Origin of the sequence: Priestia sp. BR_2 (assembly GCF_041954005.1) — a bacterium.
Taxonomy (GTDB): Bacteria; Bacillota; Bacilli; order Paenibacillales; family Paenibacillaceae; genus Paenibacillus_AQ; species Paenibacillus_AQ lautus_A.
The window spans coordinates 48570-73806 of sequence record NZ_JAVFHM010000289.1 but is presented as its reverse complement, the minus strand read 5'-3'; the positions used below and the strand labels follow the sequence as shown (position 1 = coordinate 73806).

At 52.4% G+C, this 25237-nt stretch carries 24 protein-coding genes; 8 read left to right on the top strand and 16 right to left on the bottom strand.

What is annotated here, in order from left to right; genetic code table 11:
• Positions 1-39 precede the first annotated feature (39 nt).
• On the bottom strand, positions 40-618 hold the full coding sequence (locus RB298_RS23215) for a TetR/AcrR family transcriptional regulator (RefSeq protein ID WP_486048761.1): 579 nt from the start codon (positions 616-618) through the stop codon (positions 40-42).
• Between the two features lie 267 nt (positions 619-885).
• On the opposite strand from RB298_RS23215, the gene RB298_RS23210 reads away from it, so the two are divergent.
• The 3 genes from RB298_RS23210 to RB298_RS23200 all read left to right on the top strand — a co-directional run bounded on the left by RB298_RS23210 (position 886) and on the right by RB298_RS23200 (position 1961).
• Positions 886-1059, top strand: a complete 174-nt coding sequence (locus RB298_RS23210) for a DUF3934 family protein (protein WP_015738091.1) — start codon at positions 886-888, stop codon at positions 1057-1059.
• A 45-nt stretch (positions 1060-1104) separates the two neighbouring features.
• Positions 1105-1557: a HEAT repeat domain-containing protein gene (locus RB298_RS23205; protein WP_486048835.1), complete on the top strand. Its 453-nt coding sequence runs from the start codon at positions 1105-1107 to the stop codon at positions 1555-1557.
• A gap of 110 nt (positions 1558-1667) precedes the next feature.
• Positions 1668-1961 (top strand): hypothetical protein, encoded by a 294-nt coding sequence (locus RB298_RS23200; RefSeq protein ID WP_090909598.1) that lies wholly within the window; start codon positions 1668-1670, stop codon positions 1959-1961.
• 93 nt (positions 1962-2054) lie between these two features.
• Here RB298_RS23200 and RB298_RS23195 read toward each other — a convergent pair whose 3' ends face one another.
• From RB298_RS23195 to RB298_RS23180, 4 genes are all read right to left on the bottom strand, one after another.
• Entirely contained in the window at positions 2055-3101 is a 1047-nt protein-coding gene (locus RB298_RS23195; RefSeq protein WP_486048758.1) for a GTPase, read from the bottom strand.
• 187 nt (positions 3102-3288) lie between these two features.
• Positions 3289-3456 carry a CxxH/CxxC protein gene (locus RB298_RS23190; protein WP_007129186.1) on the bottom strand — a complete coding sequence of 56 codons (168 nt, stop codon included), beginning with the start codon at positions 3454-3456 and terminating at the stop codon, positions 3289-3291.
• Between the two features lie 414 nt (positions 3457-3870).
• A complete protein-coding gene (locus RB298_RS23185; RefSeq protein WP_486048755.1) occupies positions 3871-5238 on the bottom strand; it encodes a S1C family serine protease in 1368 nt (455 codons plus the stop codon).
• 524 nt (positions 5239-5762) lie between these two features.
• Positions 5763-5981, bottom strand: coding sequence for a hypothetical protein (locus tag RB298_RS23180; protein WP_176502566.1), 219 nt, complete (start codon positions 5979-5981; stop codon positions 5763-5765).
• Between the two features lie 378 nt (positions 5982-6359).
• Here RB298_RS23180 and RB298_RS23175 point away from each other — a divergent pair, with 378 nt between their 5' ends.
• Entirely contained in the window at positions 6360-6623 is a 264-nt protein-coding gene (locus RB298_RS23175; protein WP_175495081.1) for an alpha/beta-type small acid-soluble spore protein, read from the top strand.
• A 144-nt stretch (positions 6624-6767) separates the two neighbouring features.
• Here RB298_RS23175 and RB298_RS23170 read toward each other — a convergent pair whose 3' ends face one another.
• The 7 genes from RB298_RS23170 to RB298_RS23140 form a co-directional block, all read right to left on the bottom strand.
• Positions 6768-7571, bottom strand: coding sequence for an MBL fold metallo-hydrolase (locus RB298_RS23170; RefSeq protein WP_009591509.1), 804 nt, complete (start codon positions 7569-7571; stop codon positions 6768-6770).
• A gap of 7 nt (positions 7572-7578) precedes the next feature.
• Complete coding sequence (gene yycI / locus RB298_RS23165) at positions 7579-8328, bottom strand: two-component system regulatory protein YycI (protein WP_486048752.1); 750 nt, start codon at positions 8326-8328, stop codon at positions 7579-7581.
• 37 nt (positions 8329-8365) lie between these two features.
• The gene (locus RB298_RS23160; protein WP_213580864.1) at positions 8366-9640 is read right to left on the bottom strand and encodes a YycH family regulatory protein; all 1275 of its coding nucleotides are present in this window, start codon (positions 9638-9640) and stop codon (positions 8366-8368) included.
• Positions 9637-11391 (bottom strand): cell wall metabolism sensor histidine kinase WalK, encoded by a 1755-nt coding sequence (walK, locus tag RB298_RS23155; RefSeq protein ID WP_430623473.1) that lies wholly within the window; start codon positions 11389-11391, stop codon positions 9637-9639. Before walK ends, RB298_RS23160 begins: the two co-directional genes overlap by 4 nt.
• Positions 11392-11465: 74 nt before the next feature.
• Entirely contained in the window at positions 11466-12197 is a 732-nt protein-coding gene (yycF, locus tag RB298_RS23150) for a response regulator YycF (protein ID WP_009591483.1), read from the bottom strand.
• Between the two features lie 388 nt (positions 12198-12585).
• Entirely contained in the window at positions 12586-14154 is a 1569-nt protein-coding gene (locus RB298_RS23145) for a peptidoglycan DD-metalloendopeptidase family protein (RefSeq protein ID WP_486048750.1), read from the bottom strand.
• Positions 14155-14433: 279 nt separating this feature from the next.
• Positions 14434-15120, bottom strand: coding sequence for a hypothetical protein (locus tag RB298_RS23140; protein ID WP_486048748.1), 687 nt, complete (start codon positions 15118-15120; stop codon positions 14434-14436).
• A gap of 253 nt (positions 15121-15373) precedes the next feature.
• Between RB298_RS23140 and RB298_RS23135 the strand changes: the two genes are divergently transcribed.
• The 4 genes from RB298_RS23135 (at position 15374) to RB298_RS23120 (ending at position 19346) form a co-directional block, all read left to right on the top strand.
• Positions 15374-16051: a response regulator transcription factor gene (locus tag RB298_RS23135; RefSeq protein ID WP_096777256.1), complete on the top strand. Its 678-nt coding sequence runs from the start codon at positions 15374-15376 to the stop codon at positions 16049-16051.
• Positions 16048-17427 carry a sensor histidine kinase gene (locus RB298_RS23130; protein ID WP_096777257.1) on the top strand — a complete coding sequence of 460 codons (1380 nt, stop codon included), beginning with the start codon at positions 16048-16050 and terminating at the stop codon, positions 17425-17427. Before RB298_RS23135 ends, RB298_RS23130 begins: the two co-directional genes overlap by 4 nt.
• 120 nt (positions 17428-17547) lie before the next feature.
• Positions 17548-18648: an ABC transporter permease gene (locus RB298_RS23125; RefSeq protein ID WP_486048745.1), complete on the top strand. Its 1101-nt coding sequence runs from the start codon at positions 17548-17550 to the stop codon at positions 18646-18648.
• Positions 18648-19346 (top strand): ABC transporter ATP-binding protein, encoded by a 699-nt coding sequence (locus RB298_RS23120; RefSeq protein WP_096777259.1) that lies wholly within the window; start codon positions 18648-18650, stop codon positions 19344-19346. Before RB298_RS23125 ends, RB298_RS23120 begins: the two co-directional genes overlap by 1 nt.
• Before the next feature lie 441 nt (positions 19347-19787).
• Here the strand turns inward: RB298_RS23120 and RB298_RS23115 are convergent, their stop codons facing one another.
• The 4 genes from RB298_RS23115 to RB298_RS23100 all read right to left on the bottom strand — a co-directional run bounded on the left by RB298_RS23115 (position 19788) and on the right by RB298_RS23100 (position 25236).
• Entirely contained in the window at positions 19788-21077 is a 1290-nt protein-coding gene (locus RB298_RS23115) for an adenylosuccinate synthase (protein ID WP_096777260.1), read from the bottom strand.
• Positions 21078-21429: 352 nt separating this feature from the next.
• A complete protein-coding gene (gene dnaB / locus RB298_RS23110; RefSeq protein ID WP_015738106.1) occupies positions 21430-22794 on the bottom strand; it encodes a replicative DNA helicase in 1365 nt (454 codons plus the stop codon).
• A gap of 1 nt (position 22795) precedes the next feature.
• On the bottom strand, positions 22796-23239 hold the full coding sequence (rplI, locus tag RB298_RS23105) for a 50S ribosomal protein L9 (protein WP_015738107.1): 444 nt from the start codon (positions 23237-23239) through the stop codon (positions 22796-22798).
• The gene (locus RB298_RS23100; protein ID WP_036659567.1) at positions 23236-25236 is read right to left on the bottom strand and encodes a DHH family phosphoesterase; all 2001 of its coding nucleotides are present in this window, start codon (positions 25234-25236) and stop codon (positions 23236-23238) included. Before RB298_RS23100 ends, rplI begins: the two co-directional genes overlap by 4 nt.
• Position 25237: the final 1 nt, after the last annotated feature.

The following is a 25237-nucleotide window of genomic DNA, read 5'->3' as shown; positions in this document are numbered from 1 at the left end:
ACTGGTCAGTTATAGGCATGTAAAAAAAGAAGGCCTTGCTTATTCAAGCGATATAAACAGGCCTTGGGTAATCATCGTGAATGCAAACCGCTCCAGATCCTCGCGCGAATACCGATCTTGATTATTCAAGTAGTAATTGCAAGTGCTCTCCAGCGTACCGACGATGCTGGCAGCGGCCAGGTTGGGATCCACGGCACGGCACAGGTTCTCCTCACACTGTCCTTCCTCAATCATGCTTGCCAGAAAGCTTAAATAATTCCTCTTAAGCTCCTTTAACTCATCCAGGACATCCTGCTCGATACCGTTCGAAATCTCATTGAATACGATATGCGAGAAATGTCGGGATTCAAGAAACAAATCCAAATGATGGCGAATCGTCCGCTCAATCTTCTCCTTCATCGGCAGCGAGGAATTCAGATCCGCTTCCGTCCGCTGCATGATATCCTCAAAGCCCTGCTTCACCACCGTCTTGAAGAGCTGGGATTTGCCCGGGAAGTTGTAGTACAGCGTCCCCTTGGCAACCTGGGCGCGGGCGGCAATCTCGTCCATGCTTGCGCGGTGGTATCCGTTCTCGGAGAATACTTCAATGGCTGCTTGGATAATTTTTTCTTTGCTCACAATAGGGTCGGCCCTTTCACAGCTAAATTTAGTTCACTGTTCTTATTCTGACTGGTCAGTTCAAAAATAAGATACCATGCTGGCAAAAATTAGTCAACGGATACGCCTTTCCTCCATATGAATGTTGGATTCCATCTCGATCTATTTCGATTCTTAGGTTTATTTCCGTGGTATCCTATACATATGGACAAATACGGTGTATATTTCAACAGGGCTGGTAAAGAATCAGCATATAGGAACAAGAATATACCGTAACGGAGTGATGGTTTGAGTAAATCCAAGGGCAAGGGCGGAACAGGCAGAGGCACGGGCAAGAAAGGCTGGAGCCGATGGGATGCAAGCGCAAGAAGAGCCAAGAGTAAACCCAAACCTTATACCAGTAAAGGGACCAAGCAGGCGGACAATACAGCGGACGCCGATAATCATAAAGGTACCCCATAATGAACATATGGTTTTAAGAACCCCTGATACAACCTAATGAAGGAGATGAACGGATTGGACAATCAAGAAGTTTTGACGGACATGCCGTCGAATTATGAGGAATTGAAAAGCTCCGCCAACCGAAACGCCAATTGGAGAGAACGCTTAAGCGCCGTTGAAGAGCTGGGAAAATGGAAAAATCAAAAATCCATCGATATTTTGCTGCATAGACTGAATACGGATGCGGTTCACCAAGTACGGGGGGCTGCCTATCATAAACTCCTGGCCTTTGGCGAGGACGTGCAGATGCCCGAAAGACGCAAAGGCGAGCTGATGAAAGACGTTTCGAAGGTGCTCCTGCGCATCAAAAAAAGCCTTCCCCGTGACCACACGTATGAAGACTTCAAAGAAAAGCTGAAGAAGATGAGAATCGACATCTACGATACGTACGAGGGTGACAGAGGCGCCGACTTCGACAGCTGGCTGGAGCAAACCTGGTCTTCCTTGTTAAGAAGATAACGGTGCGCTCTGCCTTCCGGATGCTCACCATGTATATGAGAATTCCGGTTATGTTATACTGAACACAAATATTAATTTATAGGAGTGGTACTCTGAGAAAGCAAAAGCCCATGTCGTTTGATGATCTGCTGAAGGAATTGCAAGGCCAAAAATCGGTACAGGAGGATCCGGATAACATCTCTCTGGAAAAGCTGTTCAATGAATCGTTTATGCGTAAGCATTCATCCCACAACAGCTTTGGGGATTTTGTCGTAAAAGGCAACTTCCAAGTGGAAACGCACGAAGATATCGATAACATTCCGGACGAACTGTTTGACCGTCATGTCTCCAGAGAAACCGATTTCCCGGATTGGAAATCGATGCTGGAGCAGGCCAAAGCCGATCATGCGGCTGCCATGAAGTAATATCGCTGCTATGACGCAGCTATGATCAGGGGCCGAAGGCCCCTTTTTCTATTCCATCCTTTTAACGTGGTATGCATTTCGACATCGACTTGCTTACTTCGACTCGGACTTGGATTCCGAATCCGGTTCCGTCTCGGCCTTCTCTCTGAATTTCTTATAGAGCTTTGTAATATTCGCCGTATTGATCTCGATGTTGTGCTCGTAAGCGTATTTCACTGCATATCCCAGCGCCAAGGTTGTAGCACCCGCTACCGTCGCTCCGGCGACCGATCCCGCGCCAGGGAACACCTTCACGATCTGCCGGAAAATGCTCTTCCCGATATTCCCGAATATCGTGGCAATGACGAGCTCCTTCGCCGTCTCCTTGCTGATCGGCTTATTGTACAGCACCGCAAGCCGGGTAAGCAGACTCACTTGAATGCCGGTAATCGGAATGATATCCGACCCCGGGATGGGGGATGCGCCTACCGCTCCCGCCGAGATCGAGGCACCGATGATCCACCCGTTGGCGGTCGCCGACTTTTCCTTGATGCTTTTGGCAAAGAGGATGTCTTTAGACTTTTTTTTAAGTATCTCCAGAATGCTGCTCCGCAGCCGATCGATGTTCTGGCCCGTCCGTGAGGACACCGGCACAACCTCATAGCGCCCTCCGGTCTCCTTCCGCACACGCGCCACCAGGCGATCGATTTCATCCGCGGCGTCGATTTTGTTCAGCACGATCAGGATGTTCGAGTTAACGCCTTGAATTTTCTGAAACGACTTCTTCTCCGCCTCCGAGAAGACGGTGCCTGCAGCGTTCAGAAAGAACAGCACGATATCCGCCTGTTTATAGTAATTCAAGGTCACCTCCGAATTGGCGGTGTTCACATCATTCAATCCGGGTGTATCGATAAAGGATATATGGTCCTTGTACTTGTGCGGATGAATTTCCGTCGTTTCCCCAGGCTCTGCCCCGACGCCGGCCACCTCTTCGCCCACGATCTGGTTCATGGTGGAAGACTTGCCCGTATTCACGTCGCCAATCAGCGCAATGAGGATTTCCTGCTTCAACTGGCGGTTGATTTCATCCATTTCCTTCTCGTAGGCCTCATCGGCTGCCCTCTTGATCTCTTCCTCCCAAGCTTTTCCGTAGTCATCCATTTCTGATCGTCTCCATTCACGATAGGTTTTCGCGCCTCCGTGCAATCTATACATTCATCATACACTACGCAGGACTGTCCACCGAAGCTGCGTTTCTTCGATTCCCTTCATGATTCTCTTAAACAAAAAAAGCGTGAATTCATCACGCTTTCCCATTCGCATTATTTATTGAATTAAAAAATTCACGTTACACAATTAAAAATTCAGCATGCTTCTCGCACTCCGCGCACTTCACCGGTGGGTCCCAGTCCGAAAACTCGGTCTCCTTCAGATCAACAATATCCGGGGCATCCTCATATTCATCCACGAAATTTTCGATCGCTAGTTCCACATGTTCCTTGCATACGACGTACATTCTATGCATCCTTTCTATCTTTCGCCTCATGTTGTGTTTACCTTCAAACCAGTATAGCCACTCTTCTGTTCTACCACACTCTACGAGAAAAAGAAATGTTTTTAACCCAATTGCCCATCCTCGTTGTAATTCAACCCACAAAAGCTTCCGATCGATCCATGGATTTCACATCCAAGGCCTTCCGCACAACTTAATACAGGTGTGAGCAGCAAAAAAAGAGCGTGAAACACGCTCTTCTTTCGCGGCCGTTTCAACGGCTCGTATCTAACCTTTTTCAATCTCTCTATATATGGATACTATTCCATGCTAACGATAATATATACCCGCTATTTGTTTCTATAAACAACGAACAAACACATCTTTGCGGGAATTTGCACACTTACTGTGCAAAATCGTCCGCCAAGACAGCCTGCGTTATTCTCCAGGCTTCTCTTCCAGCTTGACCTTCAGCGACTGCAGCTTTCCGTCACGATAGAAGGTCACGTTTAGGTCTCCGCCCACCTTCGTGTTGTAGTAAAGGTGCTTACGGAGCTCGAGCGTCGTTGTAATCGGTTTGCCATCCAGCTTCACGATCACGTCGTTCAGCTGCAGACCGGCATCCAGCGCAGGGCCAAGCGCATCCAGCACGACCACGCCTTCGGTTACCGTCTTCGGCAGCTTGAGATCCTCCTTCTCCTTCTTGCTCAGCGGAGCATACGGATTGCTCAAGTCGACGGTGTATACGCCGAGATAAGGGCGGGCAATATGCCCCTTCAGCATCAGCTCGGTTACGACCTCCGTAATTTCGTTGACCGGAATCGCGAACCCGAGTCCTTCGACGCCGGTGTCGGCAATCTTCATCGTGTTGATGCCGATGACTTTACCGTTCAGGTCCACCAAAGCGCCTCCGCTGTTGCCCTCGTTAATGGCTGCGTCGGTCTGGATGACCTCCTGCTCCCAGTCATAAATGCCGTCCTGGTTCAGGGATACCGGAATGATGCGGTTGGTATAGCTGACAATCCCGGAGGTCAGCGTATCGCCCAAACCCAGCGGGTTGCCGATGGCGATGACCGTTTCGCCGAGACGAAGCTTGGAGGAGTCTCCAAATTCGGCAACCTCGCCGATGCCTTTGCTGTCAATCGACAGAACGGCAATATCGCTGACGTTGTCCGTGCCGACCAAGGTCGCTTTTTTCTTCTCGCCGCCTACCAGCACAACCTCCAGGGAATCGGCGCCTTCCACCACATGGTTATTCGTAATCACGAAGGCTTTGCCCTCGAGTTTCTTGAAGATGACGCCAGATCCAAGGGCATCCTCTTGCGAGCCGCCGAAATCTTCGCCGAAATCAAAATCATCGCCGAAGTCGAACCCTTCCGGAAGCTCGAAGTCGCCCTCATCCTCAGGCAGCGTGCCGGATTCCTCTTCCAGACCTTCACCCTCGATCCCTTTCTCTTCAGGCAGCGGAGTCTCTTTGTGCGTCAATACGCTGACAACCGCAGGACGCACCTTCTGGGCAGCGCTAATAATCCGTTCATAAGGATCCCCATCCGACGTGGACAGCTGATGACTGCCATTGATCATGGTAATCGGTGACGACGTCGCAGGATGACCTGTAATGAAGCTGAACAGCATCACCGCAATCAAAGCGCTGCACACGGAACTGATCGCGGAAATCTGGAATGTGGATAAACCCTTCCTGCGGCGGGTGGACCGCCACTTCGTTCGCTCAGATCGGTCCTCGCTGGTATTTTTGCTCCGTCTGGAAATTTTAGTTGAATAGAAATCATCGTCAAACAATCCCATTGCGATCCCTCTCTCCCCTTGGTTGCTACGCGTCAAGATACTTTACCAGCTTCAGACCTACCGCCATTACCGACTGACCTACTAAAATCATCTTGTCGTCATAACAACCGCCTTGCACCGCATGTATCTATCTTTCTATGAATCGGCAGCGTGCCACCTGTTAAATATCTCTCTATTGTATGACTCTTCTGCGGCTCAAAAAGTTGCATTTTTGAGCTCTGTCTTTGAACTTTTAGTGAAATATCGCTCCTTATCCAATATTTGAACCCACAGCCAGAAATCTAGTTCCAGAAAAGGTATGTATTGACACCCGACCGTTCAAAAAAGACCCTGTATCCTTCTATTACCACAAACAGGGCGTTTTAAGCGCGAAACATCCGTTTTTTTCTAAAAAAGATGGGAATACCTGGGTTGGCTTCATTTGGCGTATACAAGCACCCTGTCCTCTAGTTCGTTGCAGGTGCTTAACCACAGCCCCCAGACCTTCCGGTGCTCCTATTGTACCACACGAACACAGGTTCACGTCAGCTTTCTTTGGTAAAAACAAATGCTAAATTGATGGCAATTTTAAGAGTCTGTGTAAAGAGAGATTTTACATTCGATTCATAGCGATTGTCCGGGTGAACACAATACCCTTGTATACGAGCCAGACAGCCAAAAGGTTCCATTTTTCGAGGATATTCCATGACCCCTTCTTCCGGCATACCCGCAATCCTGGCAGCGGCAGCCCTTGATTCGTGCATTCCCCCTTTAAAGACTATACCGAACAAATGTGTTAAGAAAATGGCAACACGGTTGGTCTTCCAGGCCAAATATGTTCATTTCGGAGTACCGCGCTACATCTCTCCGGCGACCCACACATCATTCCTATTTGGATTCACCGTCACTTATTCTTTCCTAAGCTCTCCGCTGCAAAAATACTTCCCCGTCCCCTCTGCAGTATGCCTGCAGACAAGGCTCGTCTACCCTGTTTGGCCTATCAAAAAAGCACATTGCCTGCGCAAGCCATAGGATTTCGACCTGCTTCTCCGCTTTCTGGCACTGGTTAGGTTATCCATTCATCTGCAGGTTGCCCGCAGGGAATGTTATGAAGGGGAAACCATATGCAAGGAGGGTTAGGGATGGCAAGAAGATCACGGCGGCACCGGAGTCCCGAAATGCAGCAGTTCATGACGAACGTGATGCGAAACGAAGGCTATCAAGTCGACCCGCAGCGGCAGCAGGACCTCAAATATGAGGTAGCCAAATCACTCGGCGTACCGCTGAAACCCGGCGACAACAGAGACCTGACCACCGAACAGGCGGGTAAAGTCGGCGGTGCCATCGGCGGTTCCATGGTTCGGGAAATGGTTCGTATGGCGCAAGAAAGCCTCAGCAAGCGTTAGAGACGAGCCGTTTCTCAGCATGTGATGCGTCCGTCCGCAACAGCAAAACAGCCCCACGTCATCATGGGGCTGTTTGCTCATGCCTATTTTAAGATATCCATGTTATGAATGCTGAATTCGTCCAAGGCAAGCTGTCTCACTAAACTATTCCCCGACTTTATCCCAAGGGGTCGGACGGTCATAATACGTATCGCACAATTTAAACTCGCTGTCCTTGAAGAAGCAGCCGCGGTCTTCCATCGTATCGCGTACGGTCATTCTTGCCAGGTCCATCATGTTATGATCCAGGCTAAGATGGGCCAGATACGTCCGTTTGGTATCGCCCGTCAGCAATTCGCTTAACGCATCGCCTGCCGAATTATTCGACAAATGCCCCATATCGCCGAGAATCCGACGCTTGGTATTCCACGGATACCGTCCCATCCGGAGCATCTCGATATCGTGATTGGCTTCCAGCACCAGCACATCCGATCCATCCAGCGCTTTCTTCACCTTGTCGCTGACATAACCGAGGTCCGTGGCAACGCCCAGCTTCTCGTCGCCGTCATAGAAGCAGTAACCGACCGGTGCCGCAGCGTCATGGGATATTTCAAACGGCTCCACCCGCAGCGTGCCAAAATCCTTGACCTCATGACTCTCCAGCACAATCCGGTTCTCTTCCGCAATCTTGCCCAGCGACTTGCTCATCGCTTCCCACGTCTTCTCATTCGCATAGATCGGCAGATTGTATTTGCGCGCCACCGCGCCAAGCCCCCGGATATGATCCGAATGCTCATGCGTGACCAGAATTCCGTCGATTTCTTCTCCCATCATTTCGCGTTCCTTCAACAGCTCATCGATGCGCCTTGCACTTAGGCCCGCATCGATCAGCAGTGTCGTATCCTCATTGCGGACAATGGTCGCATTGCCCGTTGAGCCGCTCGACAGCACGGAAAATGAAATCCCCATAGTCTTGTTACTCCCTTGTCGTATCGCTTTTTGGCGTCAGCACATCCCCGCTGATGCCCTGCACATAGATCATCTCGCCATGATCCAGCGTAAACCGCCAGGTCGGTGCTGCCAACTGATCCTCTGTATTAAACAACTGCCCATAATAACCAAGCTGAATATCGCGTACCGCCGAATCAGGCGGGATGAAATTACGTTCGATAAGGGTTTCCAAAGCCTTCGATGCAGGCAGAACCTTCTGTTCCTCCATATCGCTGCTTGGCAGAATCTCAAACACGGGTTCGCGAAACGCATGAATCTTCTGGGCTTCATGGATAAACTCCAACTCCACGTTAAACAGCGGCCATTCCTTCTGCACCAACGGCCGGAATATGAAGACATTCTCCTTGTCCGACGGCTCGTCATGGCGATAGTTCCCGAGATCCGCAATCTTGCCTTCCAGCGCATTGCGCAATTCCTTCTCATCGGCATAAATCAGCTTCGTGTCCACCGGCTGCTCCAGTCCTACCGGCTCGCCCTGGGCTTCCGCGCTGTAGATATAATTAATTTTGGGCAGCTGCGGCGTTTCCGTCGGGATCGGACTCAGCAATTGAATCCCATTCTCCTCCATCACCTGCTGGGTGCTCTCGGAAAGCGAGGTGAAATCCAGATTGGAGCCGACCTGCTCGCGGTAATCCATCCAGAGCTGATAGCCCAGTACCAGATTCAGCAGCAAAAACGCGTAAATCAGAACATTTTTGGCACGGCCCCAATCCATGAATATCCCTCCTTGTGATTCAATGTACCCCGTATGATTACTCGAGTATGACAACCGAGCCGTTCTGGAGCTTTAAAGCCCATACCGGCTTCAGCAGCAGCCCTTCTCCCGTCAGCACCGGTAAATAGGCGGGATCCAGACCTGTAACCACACTCTCCTCGTAAGGCTTCAGCTTCGCTTCCAAGGCCTCGCCTCCCGTAAGCTTTACCATCTGTTTCTTCAAAGAGGCCGGCTCGAGATATAACAGCGAGCGCTCATAGGAGGTTACCGTTCCCTGCTGCAAGTCCAATTCCATGACGCCATATTGGAAGCCTGGCGTATTCAGGATCGGAAATCCGCCGTAGTATTGCTGGAATTTCACCAGCGTCCGATCCTCGGATTCACCCGCTTTAGCCAGCCTGTATGTGCCGTTCCAGCCCCCGTGCTGATTCACGAAATCGATGGCGGACAGCACATCCTTGCCGGGACTGCTCTCTCCGGATGGCGGCGCAGCCGGATCGGTATAGCTGATCCATTTCTGTCCCTGGTCTACCTGGAGGCTCCGCTTACTGTCCGTATAAATCTCGGAGCCGTCTTTTTCCCGAATGTTGCGGGTGATGCTTGGGTCAAAAAACAGGCTGCGCTGCATTTGATCAACCGTATATTCCCCGATCGGCAGCTCAATGCTGACCATATTCAGCTCCTTCTCCGGGGTATAATACCGGCCTTCCACCATCTTATACGGCGTCCAGCTCAGCCCGAAGTCCACCAGCTGATCCACGTCCTGTACGGTCAAATCCGCCTGGGCGGCTTCATAGACGACATCGCCCTCCGTACTGAAAAACATGACATGGATCTTCGCTTCGCCTTCCACGCTGTACAGCCACATTTTGTTGATGCTTTCCCCTTCAAACAGGGTATCCGGGACGATTTGCATCACTCTCTGGAGCAGCGTTACCGGAATGCCTGAATCAAAGCTCAGCTCAATGCCTCGATTCTCGGAACGAACCTTGGCCCAATCGATGTTGCTGACCATCCGCCGCTGGAAATTATCAAAGGTCCGGCCTTTAAGCCGGTTATACACGAGATTATAGAACGTATCGTTCGGATAGAACACCGTATGCTTGTCTTCGCCCAGATGAATGACCATTTTGTCGGGAAAGAGCAGATTCTCGGGCTTCTCTTCCGGCCCCATCTCCTCGGTTCGGATATAGGCGTCCTTCGATTGCACAACCGAGTCGCTGCCCGGAAAACGGAAAATCAACACATAACTCTGTACCAAGCTGCCAACGACCAACAGGACCAGCAGCACGGTTTTCAATCGTTCCTTCACGCTAACACCCTCCCCTCATCGTCCAGGGGCAAGGTAAAGGTCACCGTGGTGCCCTTCTCCAATTCGGATTGAAGCGTAATGAAACCTCCATGTGCCCTGACAATTTCCCGGGCAATGGACAGACCGAGGCCCGTTCCGCCTAAATTGCGCGTCCGTGCTTTATCCACCCGATAGAAGCGCTCAAAGATCCGGTCCAGATCCTTCTTCGGAATACCGATCCCGGTATCCTTAACGGATAAGGATAACATGCCTTCCTCCGTTATGCTTGCATCCATGGTGATGGTGCCTCCGTCCGGCGTATATTTAAGGGCGTTGGATATCAGGTTATCGAGAACCTGGTCAATGCCGTCCCGGTCCAGCATCGCCGTGGATACGCCCGGCTTCACTTCGATAATGGTGCGAATATGCTTTTGCTTCATTTGGAAAGAGAATCGGTCCTCTACGTCCTCCAGCATTTCCACGATGTCCGTCCGCTCCTTATGCAGAGCGGCCTCCTTGGAATCCAGCCGGGACAAATGCAGCAGGTCCGTCACCAGCCGGATCATCCGGCCGGTCTCATTCTGGATGACGCCGACGAATCTCGGCCCCATCTGTTTATCCTCCAGCGCGCCATCCTCCAGCGCCTCGGTGTAACTCTTGATGGTGGTCAGCGGCGTGCGCAGCTCATGGGATACATTCGCCACGAACTCCCGCCGGGATGCCTCCAGCTTCTCCTGCTCGGTGACGTCCTGCAGCACGGCAATCGTACCCGTGATGCCGATCTCCCGCCGGTGAATCGGCGTGAAGGTCACGCGCATCATGAACGGCTCGCCGCCCTCGCGCGGCGTAATCTCAAGCAGCTTCGAATCATGGCCTTCGCCGCGCGCCAAGGCTTCGGATTCGGATTCTTCCAGGCCCAGCAGGGACACGATATCGTGTCCTGCCAGTTCTTCCCCCTCCACGCCCAGCATTTCGCCGGCGCGCCGGTTCATCAGGATGACACGCCCTGCCTCATCGGTTGCGATCACGCCGTCGCTCATATTGGTCAGGATCGAAGCAAGCTTCTCCTTCTCTTCTTCGTTCTGCGAGAGAGCTTCGCGCAGACGGCTGGTCATATAGTTGAACGCCTGGCTGAGCTGGCCGATCTCATCGCTGCCGAATACCGGCGTTTTCTCGGTAAACCGGCCGTCCGCGACGGCCCGCGCGTGCTTGGTCAGCTCCTTGATCGGATGAGTAATCGTATGCGACAGGATGACGCCGAGCACCGCGGTCAAGCCGAGGGCCAAAAGAATGCCCGATATAAAAATATTGTTGATCCGCTGCATCGTGCTGTACAGCTCGCTCATGCTGGCTACGATATATATCGCGCCGACGATTTTCTCGTTGTACATGACGGGCTTGGCCACCACTTTTTTGCGGATATTATCATCGTCGATGATGTACTCTTCATTATCCTGTATTCCCTGCAAGGCCCGACTGACAACCGTCTGCGTGTTCTTGGTGCTCACATAATCGGCATGGGAGGGCAGCGAGGTGGTCAGTACCCGCCCGGTGGAATCCAGCACCTGGATCTCGGCGCCGTTCAGGTTGAACAGATTGTTCACCATGACGCGCAGGCTCTCGATCGGATCCTCCTCGGTATCGTTCTCGCCGCCAAGGGTTTTGGCCGCCAAAACCGACATCAGTTCGGCGCGTTCCTGCAAGTCCTTCGTGAAGTTGCTGGTCAGCGAGTTCTTCATCGCACTCACAAAATACACCCCGATCAGCTGCATCGCGATCAGAATGAGAAGGACATAAATGATGATGACCTTCGCCTGGATGGTGCGGAAGAAGGACAGCCACTTCATTACAGGCCTCCGTTTTTCGCGCTGCGCATCAGGTAGCCCAGTCCGCGCCGAGTCAGGATATATTCCGGTTTGCTCGGATTCTCTTCAATCTTCTCGCGAAGCCGGCGGATCGTCACGTCCACGGTTCGCACATCGCCAAAGTATTCAAAGCCCCATACCGCCTGCAGCAAATGTTCCCGAGTCATCACTTTGCCGGCATTACGGGCCAAATAATAAACCAATTCATATTCGCGGTGCGTCAGATCGAGCGCTTCCCCGCTTTTATATACCATGTACATGTCCGTATCAATAAACAGCTCAAACAGCCGCAGGCCTTGTCCGCCTGCACTTGTGCCGCCTGTGTTATCCGCCGAGTTGTCCGGCTTCTGCTGACGTCGCAGATGCGCCTTCACGCGTGCGAGTATTTCTCTCGTGCTGAACGGTTTTGTCACGTAATCATCCGCCCCGAGCTCAAGCCCAAGCACCTTGTCGATCTCTCCGTCCTTCGCCGTCAGCATGATGATCGGGATCTGCAGGTTAGCGGCACGTACCTCGCGGCACACGTCCATTCCGTCTTTGCCGGGCAGCATCAAATCAAGCAGCATCAAATCCGGCCGCTGCGTGAGCGCAATCTCCACGGCGCTGATGCCGTCAAAGGCGCAGATGACCTCATAGCCCTCTTTTTCCAAGTTAAACTTTAAAATATCGGCGATGGGCTGTTCGTCATCCACCACCAGAATGGTTCCCTGCATCTTCCTGTTCACCTCATACCTTCTTAAAGAGGATGTTCAAAAAGTCCCTTTTTGAACTCACACTTAAACGGTCTTCTTTTCATTTTACCACACCTGCCGCCGCTACACACCCACTGGTCCGCCATTCGGAGAGCGGCAGCGATCGCCTTTGGATTCGGAAAATCTCATCATAAGCGGCATTCCTATTTTCCGAATTCAACAGCGACGGAGGAGGATACCGCTTGCGACACCACTGCAGACTATTTTCCCGTTCTGCCCCACATCCCCAAATCACCGCCTGCAAGACGCAAAGATGGCCGCCCCCGTTAAGGAGCGGCCATCTTCACTATTATGATATATGAACCAATAATGGCTTATGTCGCATTGGTTTACCTAGTATAACACAGAACTACAGATATTTCATCGGATTTTGGGCAACTCCATTTTTTTGCACTTCGAAATGTAGATGCGTCCCGGTGGAACGGCCCGTATTACCCATGACGCCCAGCTTGGAGCCTTGTCCAACAGACTGGCCGTTGCCGACGGAAATCTTGCTCATATGCCCATACAGCGTGCGATATCCATTGCCGTGATCGACAATGACGACGTTGCCGTAACCGCTCTGCTGACCCGCGAAGACCACTCTTCCGGAGGCCGCTGCCATAATGGTGCTTCCGCCAACCATATCAATGCCCTCATGGCTTCTTCCCCACCGATGTCCGAAGGAGCTTGTAATGCGCGCCCCGCTCACCGGCCAAGCGAACATGCTGCCGCTGGACTTCTGGGTCACCGCTTCCGCTTTTTTCTTCGGTGCTACCTTGGTTCCTTTGTACACCACTTCCGGCAGGGATTCCTGAACCACCTGTTGGCCTGTCCACTGCTTGGAGATAACCTTGCCGTTCTCTTTGGTCACGATGTAATCCACCGTCTTCACGCCGTCGCGTCCGGGACGGACGACCTTCCGCTTGCCCAGCGGGAGCTCGCTGCTCTTGCGAACAATCGTCTCTGGTTTGCTCGGCTGCTTCACCGACACCGTCTCCACCGTTCTGACCGTCAGCGGCGCTTCCGGCTTCGTCACCTGCAGCTCGGCCCCGATCTGAACGTATTTCTCTTCGAGCCCGGGATTGAGCGCCATGACGTCGGCAGACTTCATGCCAAAATGCTGTGCGATCGAGGAAATCGTATCTCCCTCTTTCACCGTGTACACCACCGGCTTGTCCTTCGTGCCGGTCAGCACCTTGACCGCTTCTTCCACTTCCAGCACCTTGTTCGGGTCAGCCTTCGTGTTGGCAAGCGAAATCTTCTCCTTGATGTCCACGGACTCGAGCCCGCTTGCGTCATCCTTCTTCTTGCTCGATGCCGATGCGGACGTTTTCGTGAAAGCGACTCTCTGCGTCTTCTCCCTCTGCGCAGCAGCCGGAGCGAACTTCAGCTTAGCCGCTTCGACGGCAGCCTTGGCCGTCTGTTGATCCTTCACGATCGCCACCGTCTTGCCATCCACCTTCAGCTCCACGCCGCGAGCATATGCTTTCAGCATGCCATCCAGCTTATGAAGCGTCTCCTCGCTGTTCACGACCGGTTTATAGGAACGGTCGGCCTTCGTGGTGATGCCGTCGGTATGAAGCACCATGGGCACATCAGGGTACTTCTCCTGATATTCCTTTTGCTTCGCTTTCAGCAGCTGGTCAAGCTGGGCATCTTCTTGAATGGTACCGATCGATTTCCCATCGACATACACATGATAGAACGGAATTGTATTCGCATTCACGTAAGCTTTTCCGCCGGTATATATCGATCCTGCTATGAGCAATACCCCTGCCGACATCCAAATCCATCTGCGCGGTGATGTCCACCCCCGCTTTGGCGGATTCGACGACATCGGGGACTCCTGATTTGAGTTGTGATTGAGGGTAGACTGATCGGCCGCTTGCTTGCGCAAGATGCTGTCCATCCACCGTTTCCCCTTAGAACCTTTCATGTCTCTCTCCTTTAAGCCTTGTCCATATGTAAGAATCCGTTATTCGTTCATCTGAACTTGCTGACTTAGCATTGAATGTGACACAACCTGTCAAAAGGTATCAAAATTTTAACCTTTTCGATCTTCGTATACTTTAACATAGCCTTTACAATCATTTCAAGTTTACGAAAATAGCGAAAAACCCGCGCCCCGCGCGGGTTTCCTGATATTTTCCAATATGGGGCTTTTGCATGTCGGTGACAAAACGGTGACAGAGCCTGCCTGAAACCCGTCATACCACTATTCTTTGAGCATGGTGATCAGTTTATCGAATTCATCCGGATTCAAATATTTGGATATGCCCTGCTCGATCTCCGCAAGCTCCGCAGCGGTCAGACCGTCCTCCATCGCCTCAGAGATCTTCTGCATTTCGGATTGGGGCAGCTTGTTCATCAGCATGGTGAAAATCTCTTCCTTCTCCTCCGTTGGCAAACGGTCCTTCCGGTCCACGATGTCCCCCGGTGTCATGACAATCTCCTGATCTTCCAGGGAGGAGTCGCCAGACTCTGTCGTATTCGTGCCCATGACAGGCAGGGAATTATCCGGTGCCTCTTCATCGTTCGAAGTCTCCCCTGACGTTCCCGTTGATCCTGAACTCGTCGCTTCGTCCTCCTTGGCCCCTCCATTCGTTTGGGTGCCGGCTTCCGATTCCGGTTCATCGTCCGCAGCGCCCTGATCTTCTTCCAATTGGCGATTGTCCTTCGCGGCATTGACGCTGCCTGCATCCGGCTTGGTGCCGGAGCCCACGCCCAGCATCGACTTCATAATACCTCCCACCCCCATTGGCTCCGCTTCCAGTTGAATGTTAAAGCTGGATAACACCGATTGAATATAGGCATTCACGACGATGCCCGTGGTCACAATCGTAAGCGTGCTCACCAGAATGGCGGTCAAGCTGATTTTCAGCAGCCATTTCATCCACTTCATCCGTATCTCCTCCTTCCTCATGCACGCTGCAATGACATGACGATGATTGCTTTCTTTTTCCAGTATTGACCACTCGGTATTGCTTCAATCGTGGGAATCGCCAATTTTTCTACTTCGAATCTGATATATTTCATGATTCGGTTCCTTTTAGGCCACACTACTTCCATGCGATAGAGCGCTCCATCGACCGCACCAGGGAATGTATGATACATATATAGTCATTGGAACGCTTATGAAGGAGGTCAATCTAGCAATGATTCATATATTGATCGCAGATGACGACGCGCATATTCGAGAGCTCCTGCTATATCATCTTCAAACCGAAGGATACACGGTATTCACTGCAGCTGACGGGGAAGAAGCTTCTGCCCTTTTGGCGGAAGAACAGGTTCACCTGGCTGTCGTGGATGTCATGATGCCGAACAAGGACGGGTATCAGCTCTGCGAAGAAATCCGGCGTTATTATGATGTACCCGTCATTCTTCTGACCGCCAAGGATCAGCTTGTAGACAAAGAGAGAGGTTTTGCCGTCGGCACGGATGATTACTTAACCAAGCCGTTTGAACCAAGGGAGCTCCTGTTTCGAATCAAAGCCCTGCTGCGGCGATATCAAATGGTCAGCGCGGACAAAATCCGTCTGAACGAAACGACCATCGACCGCAAAAGCTACGAAGTTCAGGGACACGGAAAAGTACTGATGCTGCCGATGAAGGAGTTTGAGCTGCTCTCCCAGCTTGCGAGCTATCCGGACCGGACGTTCTCGCGCGAGGAGCTGATTCAGCTCATCTGGGGAACGGATTTTGACGGAGATGACCGGACCGTGGACGTTCATATCAAACGACTCCGGGAACGCTTCGCGGACCGAAGCGGCGATTTCCGAATACGGACCGTTCGGGGCGTAGGATATAAATTGGAGGCGGCGCCGCAGTGAAAACCCTCTATTCGCGCATCGTCCTCACCACCATCGCCATCATGGTGATCAGCAGCTTGATTGCTTTTGTGCTGTCTAATCTGTACTACCAATACAATCTCAAGCCCTTTAACGATCAGAAGGTCACCACCATGGCCAAGGATATCGGGGACTTTTATGACAGCCACCCGGAGACGGACATCCATGATTATCTCCATCACATCGGCCAGCTCGGTTATCAATTCTATTTGGTGAATGATCAAGGCAAGGAGTGGTTCTACGGCGGCATGTTCCGTGAACAGGACCTCTCGCCCGAAACGGTGCGGCAAGTGCTGAACGGGAAGGTGTACCATGGCATTGCGGAGTTTCCGTCGGAGCTGTTCATTACCGGCTTTTTCGACAATGTCCTAAGCAACTCCATCGGCATCCCCATACAGGTAGAAGGCAGCCCTCACGCACTCTTCCTCAGGCCCGATATTACCGTCCAGTTCGGGGAGATGCGTATCTTCTTCTCCATCATTATGGTCATTGCCATCCTGCTGAGCATCCTGCTTGTCGGCATTATTACGCGCTATATCGTGAAACCGATCGTGAAGTTAACCGAGGCCACCCAGAGCGTGGCGCAGGGCCAATATGACATTAAGCTAAACGTTACCCGGCGTGACGAGCTGGGGCAGCTTGCGGACCATTTTTCCCAGATGGCCAAAGGACTAGCGCAATTAGAGCAGATGCGCCAGGAGTTTGTATCCAATGTCTCGCATGAAATCCAGTCGCCGCTGGCCTCCATTCAGGGTTTCTCGCAGACGCTGCAAACCAAGCGCTTGTCCGAGGAACAGCAGCAGCATTACTTATCGATCATTGAGGCGGAGAGCCGCCGGATGTCACAGCTCAGCAAACAGCTGCTTATGCTGGCGTCCCTGGATAAGGAAGAGAACATTCTCGATAAATCCACCTTCGACGTGGCCGAGCAAATCAAGCAAGTGCTGCTCCACACCGAATGGAACTGGCGCAGCAAAGATTTGACCATCGATATGTCGCTGCCGCCGACCTATGTTTACGGCGATCAGCAGCTGCTGCATCAGGTATGGACGAACCTCATCACCAACAGCATTAAATTCACCGCACCTGAGGGCGCCATCTCCCTGCGTGTGATCGAACACAACAAACAATGCCGCATCGAGATCTCCGATACGGGCATTGGCATTCCGCAGGAGCATCTGCCCCACATCTTCAACCGGTTTTACCGCGTGGATGAGGCCCGTGACCGCTCCGAGGGCAGCAGCGGATTGGGTTTATCCATTACCCAGAAAATTGTCGAACTGCATGGCGGACGTATTGAGGTCACGAGTCAGCCTGGAAAGGGAGCCACCTTCACCGTGATCCTTCCTAACGTATAATGCAGCCTAATCTCAAGTTCATGCTCTGTTCATATTCCATTCCTATACTTGGGGCATATCCCGCAGAGATTAATAACCGAGGGATGTGCTGCTTAATGATCAGGAATGGAGATGAGAAACATGTTTCTTGCACTGCGTGAACTTCAACATGCGAAGCTGCGCTATCTGCTGATTGGCTTCATTATGGTACTGATTGCCTGGCTCGTCCTGTTCGTCACGGGATTGGCTCAGGGGCTTTCCTCCGATAACGCCTCTTCCATACAAAATATGAAAGCCGACTACCTGGTGCTTCAGGAGGAGTCCGATCATCGGATCAATCGTTCCGTACTAACCAGCGAGATCTGGAACGAAGTGCAGAGCCGCCCGGGTGGAAACCCGGCCACTCCGCTCGGAGTACACATGAACACCTTGACCAAGGAAGGCTCCGCAGCCAAATTCGATGCGGCTTTTTTTGCCATTGATGTGGAGAGCATGCTGGCACCCCGAGTCGTTGAAGGCACCATGATTAGCAATACGGATGCCGACCTTGTGATGGCCGACCGCTCCTTGAAAGAGGACGGGTACCGGCTGGGCGACCGGATCGTGGATCAGGCTACAGGCGCCACGTTTACGATTGCTGCCTTTACGGAGGGACAATCCTTCAGTCATGCCCCGGTCATTCACATGAACTTTGAGGGGTGGAAGGCGCTTCAGCCAAACCCGGCGAAGCCAGCGCCTATCTATAATGCCATCGCTTGGAATGGAACTCCGGAGCAGAAGGAAGCCTTGGTCCGGGACGTATCCGGCATCGAGATGATCACGAAAGAGGAAGCCCTGCAGGGGATTCCCGGTTTTCAGGAGGAGCAGGGTTCTCTCATCATGATGATTGTGTTCCTGTTTGTGATTGCAGCCTTCGTGCTGGCCGTGTTCTTCTACGTCATGACGATTCAGAAAATGAATCAGTTCGGGGTCCTGAAAGCCATCGGCGCGGGGACCGGCTATCTGGTGAGGAGTCTGATCTTTCAGGTCCTGACCCTTACCATCGTCAGTCTTGCGATCAGCATCGGCTTGACGTACGGGGTTTCGCTCCTGTTGTCCGGGATCGTGCCGTTTTCGTTAACGCCTTCGGTCGTTCTGCTCTGTTCCTTGCTGTTCCTGGCGGTTTCCCTGATGGGATCGCTATTATCGCTATATCGGGTCATCAAGATCGATGCAATCGAAGCTATCGGGAGGGCTGCATAATGACATCATCCAAGCTGTTGATGGATCAGGTAAGCAAAGAATTCGGTGACGGGGACACCTCAGCTAAAGTACTGGACAACATTTCACTGGATATCAAGGGTGGGGAATTTGTCGCGGTGGTCGGACCTTCCGGTTCGGGCAAAAGCACCTTTCTCTCCATTGCCGGGGCACTGCTATCCCCTACCCGGGGACGAATATGGATGGGCGATCAGGAGGTCACCCGGCTCCCCGCCAAACAAATGAATCAGCTGCGGCTGCGCCATATCGGATTTGTCTTTCAATCTTCCAATCTCATTCCGTATCTGACGGTCCGCGATCAGCTGCTCTTGATGGCCAAGCTGGCTAACCAGCACGGCCAGGAGCCGCATCGGCGGGCAGATGATCTGCTTCACCGGCTGGGCTTGTCGCATCGCAAGTCTCGGTATCCCGAAAGCCTGTCCGGCGGCGAACGGCAGCGGGTTGCCATTGCCCGGGCATGGATGAACGATCCGGAGCTCATATTGGCAGACGAGCCGACGGCAAGTCTGGATTCCGAGCGCGGCCGGACGGTCGTTCAAATGCTCGCCGATGAAGTGAAGCTGCGCCGGAAAGCTGCCATCATGGTCACGCATGACAAGCGCATGCTGGATCTATGTGACCGGGTCGTCTATATCGAGGACGGCAAGCTGTCCGAACGGACGCAGCCGATTGTGTTGTAGCATGACAAAAACCGGATTCATCCCTAGGCAACCTAGTCGATGAATCCGGTTTTTTACTATGCTGGACCGCCGTGTACCTTGTCCAGCGCTCAAGAAGGCCATACGTCTATTCGAAGGTTCGTATGGCTTCTGTCCCCCCTACATGGATCTGACTGCATTCATCCGCTGTTTTTAGCCCCAATTCCAAATGATCAGCGTGCTGCCCTCTATGTCTATCTCCATTATAGGGTGGATGGGCGGATGACTAGGGGATAATATTCTTTAGCTGAAGGGACAAATTCTTCTACCTATTGACCAGCGATGGTATGCTCGAAAGTCATCTCCTATCCCGGATCTTTCACAACCATAAAAAAAGCCCCGCCGAATCCAATCTTCGGCGGGTGTATTTCACATATCTTAAGGTTGAACTTTCACTCTCTCTATTCTTGGGCCAACGCTTGATTACTTCTCATAAATCGGCAGCACTTGATTCGTCTGCTCCCGGTTGCGGCCGACGGAGAAGATGGCAATCGGAATGCCGGTCAGCTCCGATACCCGCTCAACATAACGGCGAGTGTTCTCAGGCAGATCCTCCAGCGTCTTCGCGCCGGTAATGTCTTCGCTCCACCCTGGCAGCTCTTCATAGATGGCTTCGCACTCGGCTAGCATTTTCAAGCTGGCCGGGTAGTGCGTAATCTCCTCACCGCGGAATTTATATGCGGTACAGATCTTCACGGTCTCCAGTCCGCTGAGCACGTCCAGCGAGTTCAGGGACAGGCCGGTAATTCCGCTTACGCGACGGGCATGGCGCACAACTACGCTGTCGAACCAGCCTACGCGACGAGCACGCCCGGTTACCGTGCCGTACTCATGTCCTTTTTCACGGATATATTCGCCGATTTCATTATCCAGCTCCGTTGGGAATGGTCCGTCTCCTACACGCGTCGTATAGGATTTGGCCACGCCGATGACTTGTTGAATCTTCGACGGCCCTACGCCGGAACCGATGCAGACGCCGCCTGCAGAAGGATTCGAAGACGTAACAAACGGGTACGTACCTTGGTCGATATCCAGCATGACGCCCTGCGCGCCTTCGAACAATACTTTCTGATTCTCATCGATCGCATCATTCAGGACAACGGAAGTGTCGCGCACATATTTACGAATAACCTCGGCGTACTCCAGGTATTGCGTCAGGATCTCTTCAACATCAAGCGCTTCCCCGCCGTACACCTGGGTAATCACTTGGTTCTTCTCCTTCACCATATGGCGAAGCTTCAATTCGAACTCTTCCGCATCCATCAGATCTGCGATACGGATACCGTTGCGTGCCGCTTTATCCATGTAGCACGGGCCGATCCCCTTGCGCGTTGTACCGATTTTGTTCGGACCTTTGCGGTCCTCTTCCAGAGCATCCAATACCATATGATAAGGCATGATAACATGAGCACGATCGCTGATTACCAGATTGTCCGTGCTGAACCCGTTATCATGAATATAATTAATCTCTTCAATGAGTGCAGCCGGGTTAACGACCATACCGTTACCGATTACACAGGTTTTGTCTTTATAGAATACTCCGGATGGAATCAAGCTAAGCTTGAATTTTTTACCGTCAATCAGAATGGTGTGGCCGGCATTGTTGCCGCCTTGGTAACGGGCTACCACGTCGGCGCTTTCCGCCAAATAATCCGTGATCTTCCCTTTCCCTTCATCTCCCCATTGTGTTCCCACAACGACTACCGTTGACATATTCATTCCTCCGCCCGGGCTGTTACACCCTTATGATTTCGCGTAACACTGATGAAATAAATCTCTGTAGGCTGATTAAGTTCAACCTCACTGCACTAAAGCAGCAATACCAGTGTAACAGTCCCCATTTTTAAAGTCAAATACAAAAACGAACAATCGCACATCAGTGTGTACGATTGTTCGGAATTAGGACGAGATTATAGATGGATAACCGTATTATTCGGGGAACTGCCATAAGAAATGCCCTATACTTACAGCGAGCGGCAGGTATTGGCCTGATCTCCGAACTTTACTTTAGGGCTTCCTGTTCATTAAGCAACCATGAAAGCCCGGCTAAGGGTGAATACCGTCGCTACCCGGCAGCAAAGGCATCGGCATGCGTTCGCTCGTAATTGACGAATTTATTAAAGTTCTTCAGGAAGACCAATTCCACTGTGCCTACTGGACCATTACGCTGTTTGGCAATGATGATCTCGATGATATTCTTCTTCTCGGTTTCCTGATTGTAATAATCATCCCGGTATAAGAACGCAACGATATCGGCATCCTGCTCGATCGAACCGGATTCCCGCAGGTCACTCATCATCGGACGCTTGTCCTGACGCTGCTCCACGCCCCGGCTGAGCTGTGACAGCGCGATGACCGGCACTTCGAGCTCACGGGCAATTTGTTTGAGCGTACGCGAGATCTCGGATACCTCCTGCTGCCGGTTCTCTCCGGGCTTGCCTCGCCCATGAATGAGCTGGAGGTAATCGATCAGAATCATGCCGAGCCCCTTCTCTTTTTTCAAACGGCGGCATTTCGCACGGATATCGGCTACCGTGACGCCAGGTGTATCATCAATGTAAATCTCCGCCTCGGATAAAGCGGCGATGCCCATCGTTAGCTTGGACCAATCTTCGTCGCCTTTGAAATCGCCGTTCCGCATCACGCCCGCATCGAGGTTTGCCTCGGCACAGATCATACGCTGAACGAGCTGCGGCGCGGACATCTCCAGACTGAAGATGGCTACCGTTTCTTTGGCGCGAATGGCCACGTTCTGGGCGATATTCAGTGCGAAGGCCGTTTTACCTACGGAAGGACGAGCCGCCACGATAATCAAGTCGTTGCGCTGGAATCCGCTTGTCATTTTGTCCAGATCCACAAAGCCGGAAGGAATCCCTGTCGTATTCCCCCGGTTCTGATGAAGGACCTCCACCTTCTCGAAGACTTCCATCAGTACGTCGCGGATCGCAATAAACCCGCTGCCCGTGCGTCGATTGGAGATCTCGAGTATGCGGCGCTCCGCCTCGCTGAGCATACCGGATACATCTTCTCCTCCGGTATAGCCTTCACTGACAATCTGCGTTGCCGTTCGGATCAAACGCCGCAGCATCGATTTTTCTTCGATGATTTGGGCGTAATAATCCACGTTCGCAGCCGTCGGGACGGCATGAGCCAGCTTCGCTAAATAGCTGACTCCACCGATCTCTTCCAGTTGTCCTTTATCTTGCAGAAGAGATGTAAGGGTCACCAGATCGATCGGTTGATTGCCTTCCCCGAGCTGCACCATGACTTCATAAATCATCTGATGTGATTTATCGTAGAAGTCCTCAGCCTGCACCCGCTCCATCGCCGTGATCAGCGCTTCACTCTGCAGCAGAATGGCACCCAGCACGGCCTGCTCTGCCTCAAGGTTCTGCGGGGGGACCCGATCGAAATAGAGTTCTCCTCCCATATTACTCCTCCGTAATTTGAACCTTGAGCGTCGCCTTGACGTCAGGATGCAGCTTCACCGGAACCTGGGTAACGCCCAGGCTGCGAATCGGATCGCTAAGCTCAATTTTGCGTTTGTCGATTTTGATCTTCTGTCCTGCCAATGCTTCCGCAATTTGTTTGCTGGTAATGGCGCCGAACAGACGTCCGCCCTCTCCAGCTTTGGCTTTCAGGACCACCGTCATCTCTTCCAGCTTCTTGCCGAGCGCCTGCGCCTCTTCCTTCTCCTGCGCCTTGCGCTTCTCCTCGGAGGCCTGCTGCTGCTCCAGCGTTTTCATGTTCCCATCGGTAGCCGGACGAGCGACTCCCCGCGGAATCAGGAAGTTTGTTGCATATCCTTCCGAAACTTCCTTCACTTCGCCTTTCTTGCCTTGGCCCTTCATATCTTTTATGAAAATGACTTTCATTCAAATAACCCCTCTTTCGCTTCGATGTCCTTCAGTACCTCCATCAACTTCTCCTCGGCTTTCTCAGGCGTCGTATCCAGTTGTACTGCGGCGTTCGTTAAATGTCCGCCTCCCCCGAGACGTTCCATAATCATCTGAACATTCATCTTGCCCATCGAACGGGCGCTAATGCCAATCTTGCCGTCGGTGCGCTCGCTAATGACAAAGGATGCCTGCACATCCGTCATATTCAGCAGCATATCCGCCACTTGAGCAATGAGCAGCTGCGGCATGGGCTCCCCGCTCTTCGCCACCGCGATAGCGATATGGTCAAATACCATTTTAGCATGTTTCACGATTTCTGCCTTCGCTATAAATTCTGTCAGATCTTCCTTGAGCACCCGCTGGATCATCATGGTGTCCGCTCCGTGACGCCGCAGGAACCCGGCCGCCTCGAACGTTCTCGATCCCGTGTGGAGGGCAAAATGCTTGGTATCCACCGTAATCCCTGCCAGCAATGCCGTGGCCTCAACCGGAGTAAGGGATACCCGGTCGTGAATATACTGCAGCACCTCCGTCACCAGCTCGCAGGTTGAAGAGGCATACGGCTCAAGATAGATCAGCACCGCGTCATTAATAAATTCTTCGCCGCGCCGGTGATGATCCATCACGACCACCCGGCTTGCGCGATGAACCAGCCTCGGCTCCATCGTCATGGAGGCTTTATGGGTATCCACGACAACGAGCAGCGTGTGCTCCGTCATCATCTGCATCGATTGCTCGGTCGAGATGAATCGGCTCATCAAGGCTTCATCCTTGCGGACCTCTTCCATAATCCTCGAAATGGACGGATTCATTCCCTCCATCACGATATAAGCCTCGACTTTATACATTTGGGCTGCTTTCAGGATGCCGATCGCAGCGCCGACCACGTCCATATCCGGCAGCTTGTGGCCCATGATGATCACTTTGTCGCTCTCCTGCATCAAATCGCGCAGCGCATGGGAAATGACTCGCGCTCTTACGCGCGTTCGTTTCTCTACCGCGTTGGATTTACCGCCATAGAAGGAGAGCCTTTGGCCGGCTTTGACAGCGGCCTGATCTCCGCCCCGGCCCAGTGCCATATCCAGACTGGATTGGGCTAGCTGTCCCAGCTCCGTGATATCGTCTGAACCGAAGGCAAGACCGACGCTCAGCGTAAGCGGTACCTTCAGATCGGCCGTCATCTCCCGGACTTCGTCCAGGATGAGAAAACGGCTGTTCTCCAGCGCATCGAGCGACCTGTGGTTCAGCATCATCAAATATCGGTCCGAGGAGAGCCTCCGTAAGTAGACGTTGAACTCCCGGGCCCAATTCGTAATCTCGCTGGTGACCTTTGCAATGAGTGCCGTCCGCTGTTGATCATCCATTCCCTGCGAGGCCTCATCGATGTTATCCATCATGATAATGCCCAAGGCCAGCCGCTCATCCTCGTACCGCTGCCTGAGCACCGCCAGCTCGGTGATCTCATCCAGATAAATGAGTCGCTCATCCGGAATTACCGTGGCTCCATAGTACTTATCCTCATGGGAAATCTCCAGCCGAATTTCCTTCGGCGGCTTCTCTTTGCTATCCTTCTTCTCCTGGATTTCCTTTAGCGCTGTCACCAGCTCGGGGAACAGCTCCTGCAAGGATGCGCCCACCAGCGGCTGTTGGGGAAACATATTGACTACGAATCGGTTATGCCATTCCACGGTCTTATCCTCGCTGTACAGCACAATGCCAAATGGCAGCACGCTGACCGCTTCGCCCTCGACCCGCTGAATCCGAAACGACAGATCTCCGATATAATCGACCAGCTCGCGGCGAAACTTCATCTCCGCCTTCAGCATCGCGTAGCCGCCTACCACCGCAAGCAGCAGCCCGACCAGCCCCAGAATCGTATTGTAGAACGACAGAAAAATAACAAGCAGAAGCACCAGCGCAAACGCCCAGACGGTATGATAGCCGTGCCAGCGTTTCTGCAGAAATTTAGGCATG

What these genes read in the sequence shown, in the direction of transcription:
- RB298_RS23205 (WP_486048835.1), top strand. Translation starts at nt 1,105, where the DNA reads ATGAACGGATTGGACAATCAAGAAGTTTTGACGGACATGCCGTCGAAT.
- RB298_RS23200 (WP_090909598.1), top strand. Translation starts at nt 1,668, where the DNA reads ATGTCGTTTGATGATCTGCTGAAGGAATTGCAAGGCCAAAAATCGGTA.
- RB298_RS23195 (WP_486048758.1), bottom strand. Translation starts at nt 3,101, where the DNA reads ATGGATGACTACGGAAAAGCTTGGGAGGAAGAGATCAAGAGGGCAGCC.
- RB298_RS23190 (WP_007129186.1), bottom strand. Translation starts at nt 3,456, where the DNA reads ATGTACGTCGTATGCAAGGAACATGTGGAACTAGCGATCGAAAATTTC.
- RB298_RS23185 (WP_486048755.1), bottom strand. Translation starts at nt 5,238, where the DNA reads ATGGGATTGTTTGACGATGATTTCTATTCAACTAAAATTTCCAGACGG.
- RB298_RS23180 (WP_176502566.1), bottom strand. Translation starts at nt 5,981, where the DNA reads ATGCACGAATCAAGGGCTGCCGCTGCCAGGATTGCGGGTATGCCGGAA.
- RB298_RS23175 (WP_175495081.1), top strand. Translation starts at nt 6,360, where the DNA reads ATGGCAAGAAGATCACGGCGGCACCGGAGTCCCGAAATGCAGCAGTTC.
- RB298_RS23170 (WP_009591509.1), bottom strand. Translation starts at nt 7,571, where the DNA reads ATGGGGATTTCATTTTCCGTGCTGTCGAGCGGCTCAACGGGCAATGCG.
- yycI (WP_486048752.1), bottom strand. Translation starts at nt 8,328, where the DNA reads ATGGATTGGGGCCGTGCCAAAAATGTTCTGATTTACGCGTTTTTGCTG.
- walK (WP_430623473.1), bottom strand. Translation starts at nt 11,391, where the DNA reads ATGCAGCTGATCGGGGTGTATTTTGTGAGTGCGATGAAGAACTCGCTG.
- yycF (WP_009591483.1), bottom strand. Translation starts at nt 12,197, where the DNA reads ATGCAGGGAACCATTCTGGTGGTGGATGACGAACAGCCCATCGCCGAT.
- RB298_RS23145 (WP_486048750.1), bottom strand. Translation starts at nt 14,154, where the DNA reads ATGAAAGGTTCTAAGGGGAAACGGTGGATGGACAGCATCTTGCGCAAG.
- RB298_RS23140 (WP_486048748.1), bottom strand. Translation starts at nt 15,120, where the DNA reads ATGAAGTGGATGAAATGGCTGCTGAAAATCAGCTTGACCGCCATTCTG.
- RB298_RS23135 (WP_096777256.1), top strand. Translation starts at nt 15,374, where the DNA reads ATGATTCATATATTGATCGCAGATGACGACGCGCATATTCGAGAGCTC.
- RB298_RS23125 (WP_486048745.1), top strand. Translation starts at nt 17,548, where the DNA reads ATGTTTCTTGCACTGCGTGAACTTCAACATGCGAAGCTGCGCTATCTG.
- RB298_RS23120 (WP_096777259.1), top strand. Translation starts at nt 18,648, where the DNA reads ATGACATCATCCAAGCTGTTGATGGATCAGGTAAGCAAAGAATTCGGT.
- RB298_RS23115 (WP_096777260.1), bottom strand. Translation starts at nt 21,077, where the DNA reads ATGTCAACGGTAGTCGTTGTGGGAACACAATGGGGAGATGAAGGGAAA.
- dnaB (WP_015738106.1), bottom strand. Translation starts at nt 22,794, where the DNA reads ATGGGAGGAGAACTCTATTTCGATCGGGTCCCCCCGCAGAACCTTGAG.
- rplI (WP_015738107.1), bottom strand. Translation starts at nt 23,239, where the DNA reads ATGAAAGTCATTTTCATAAAAGATATGAAGGGCCAAGGCAAGAAAGGC.
- RB298_RS23100 (WP_036659567.1), bottom strand. Translation starts at nt 25,236, where the DNA reads ATGCCTAAATTTCTGCAGAAACGCTGGCACGGCTATCATACCGTCTGG.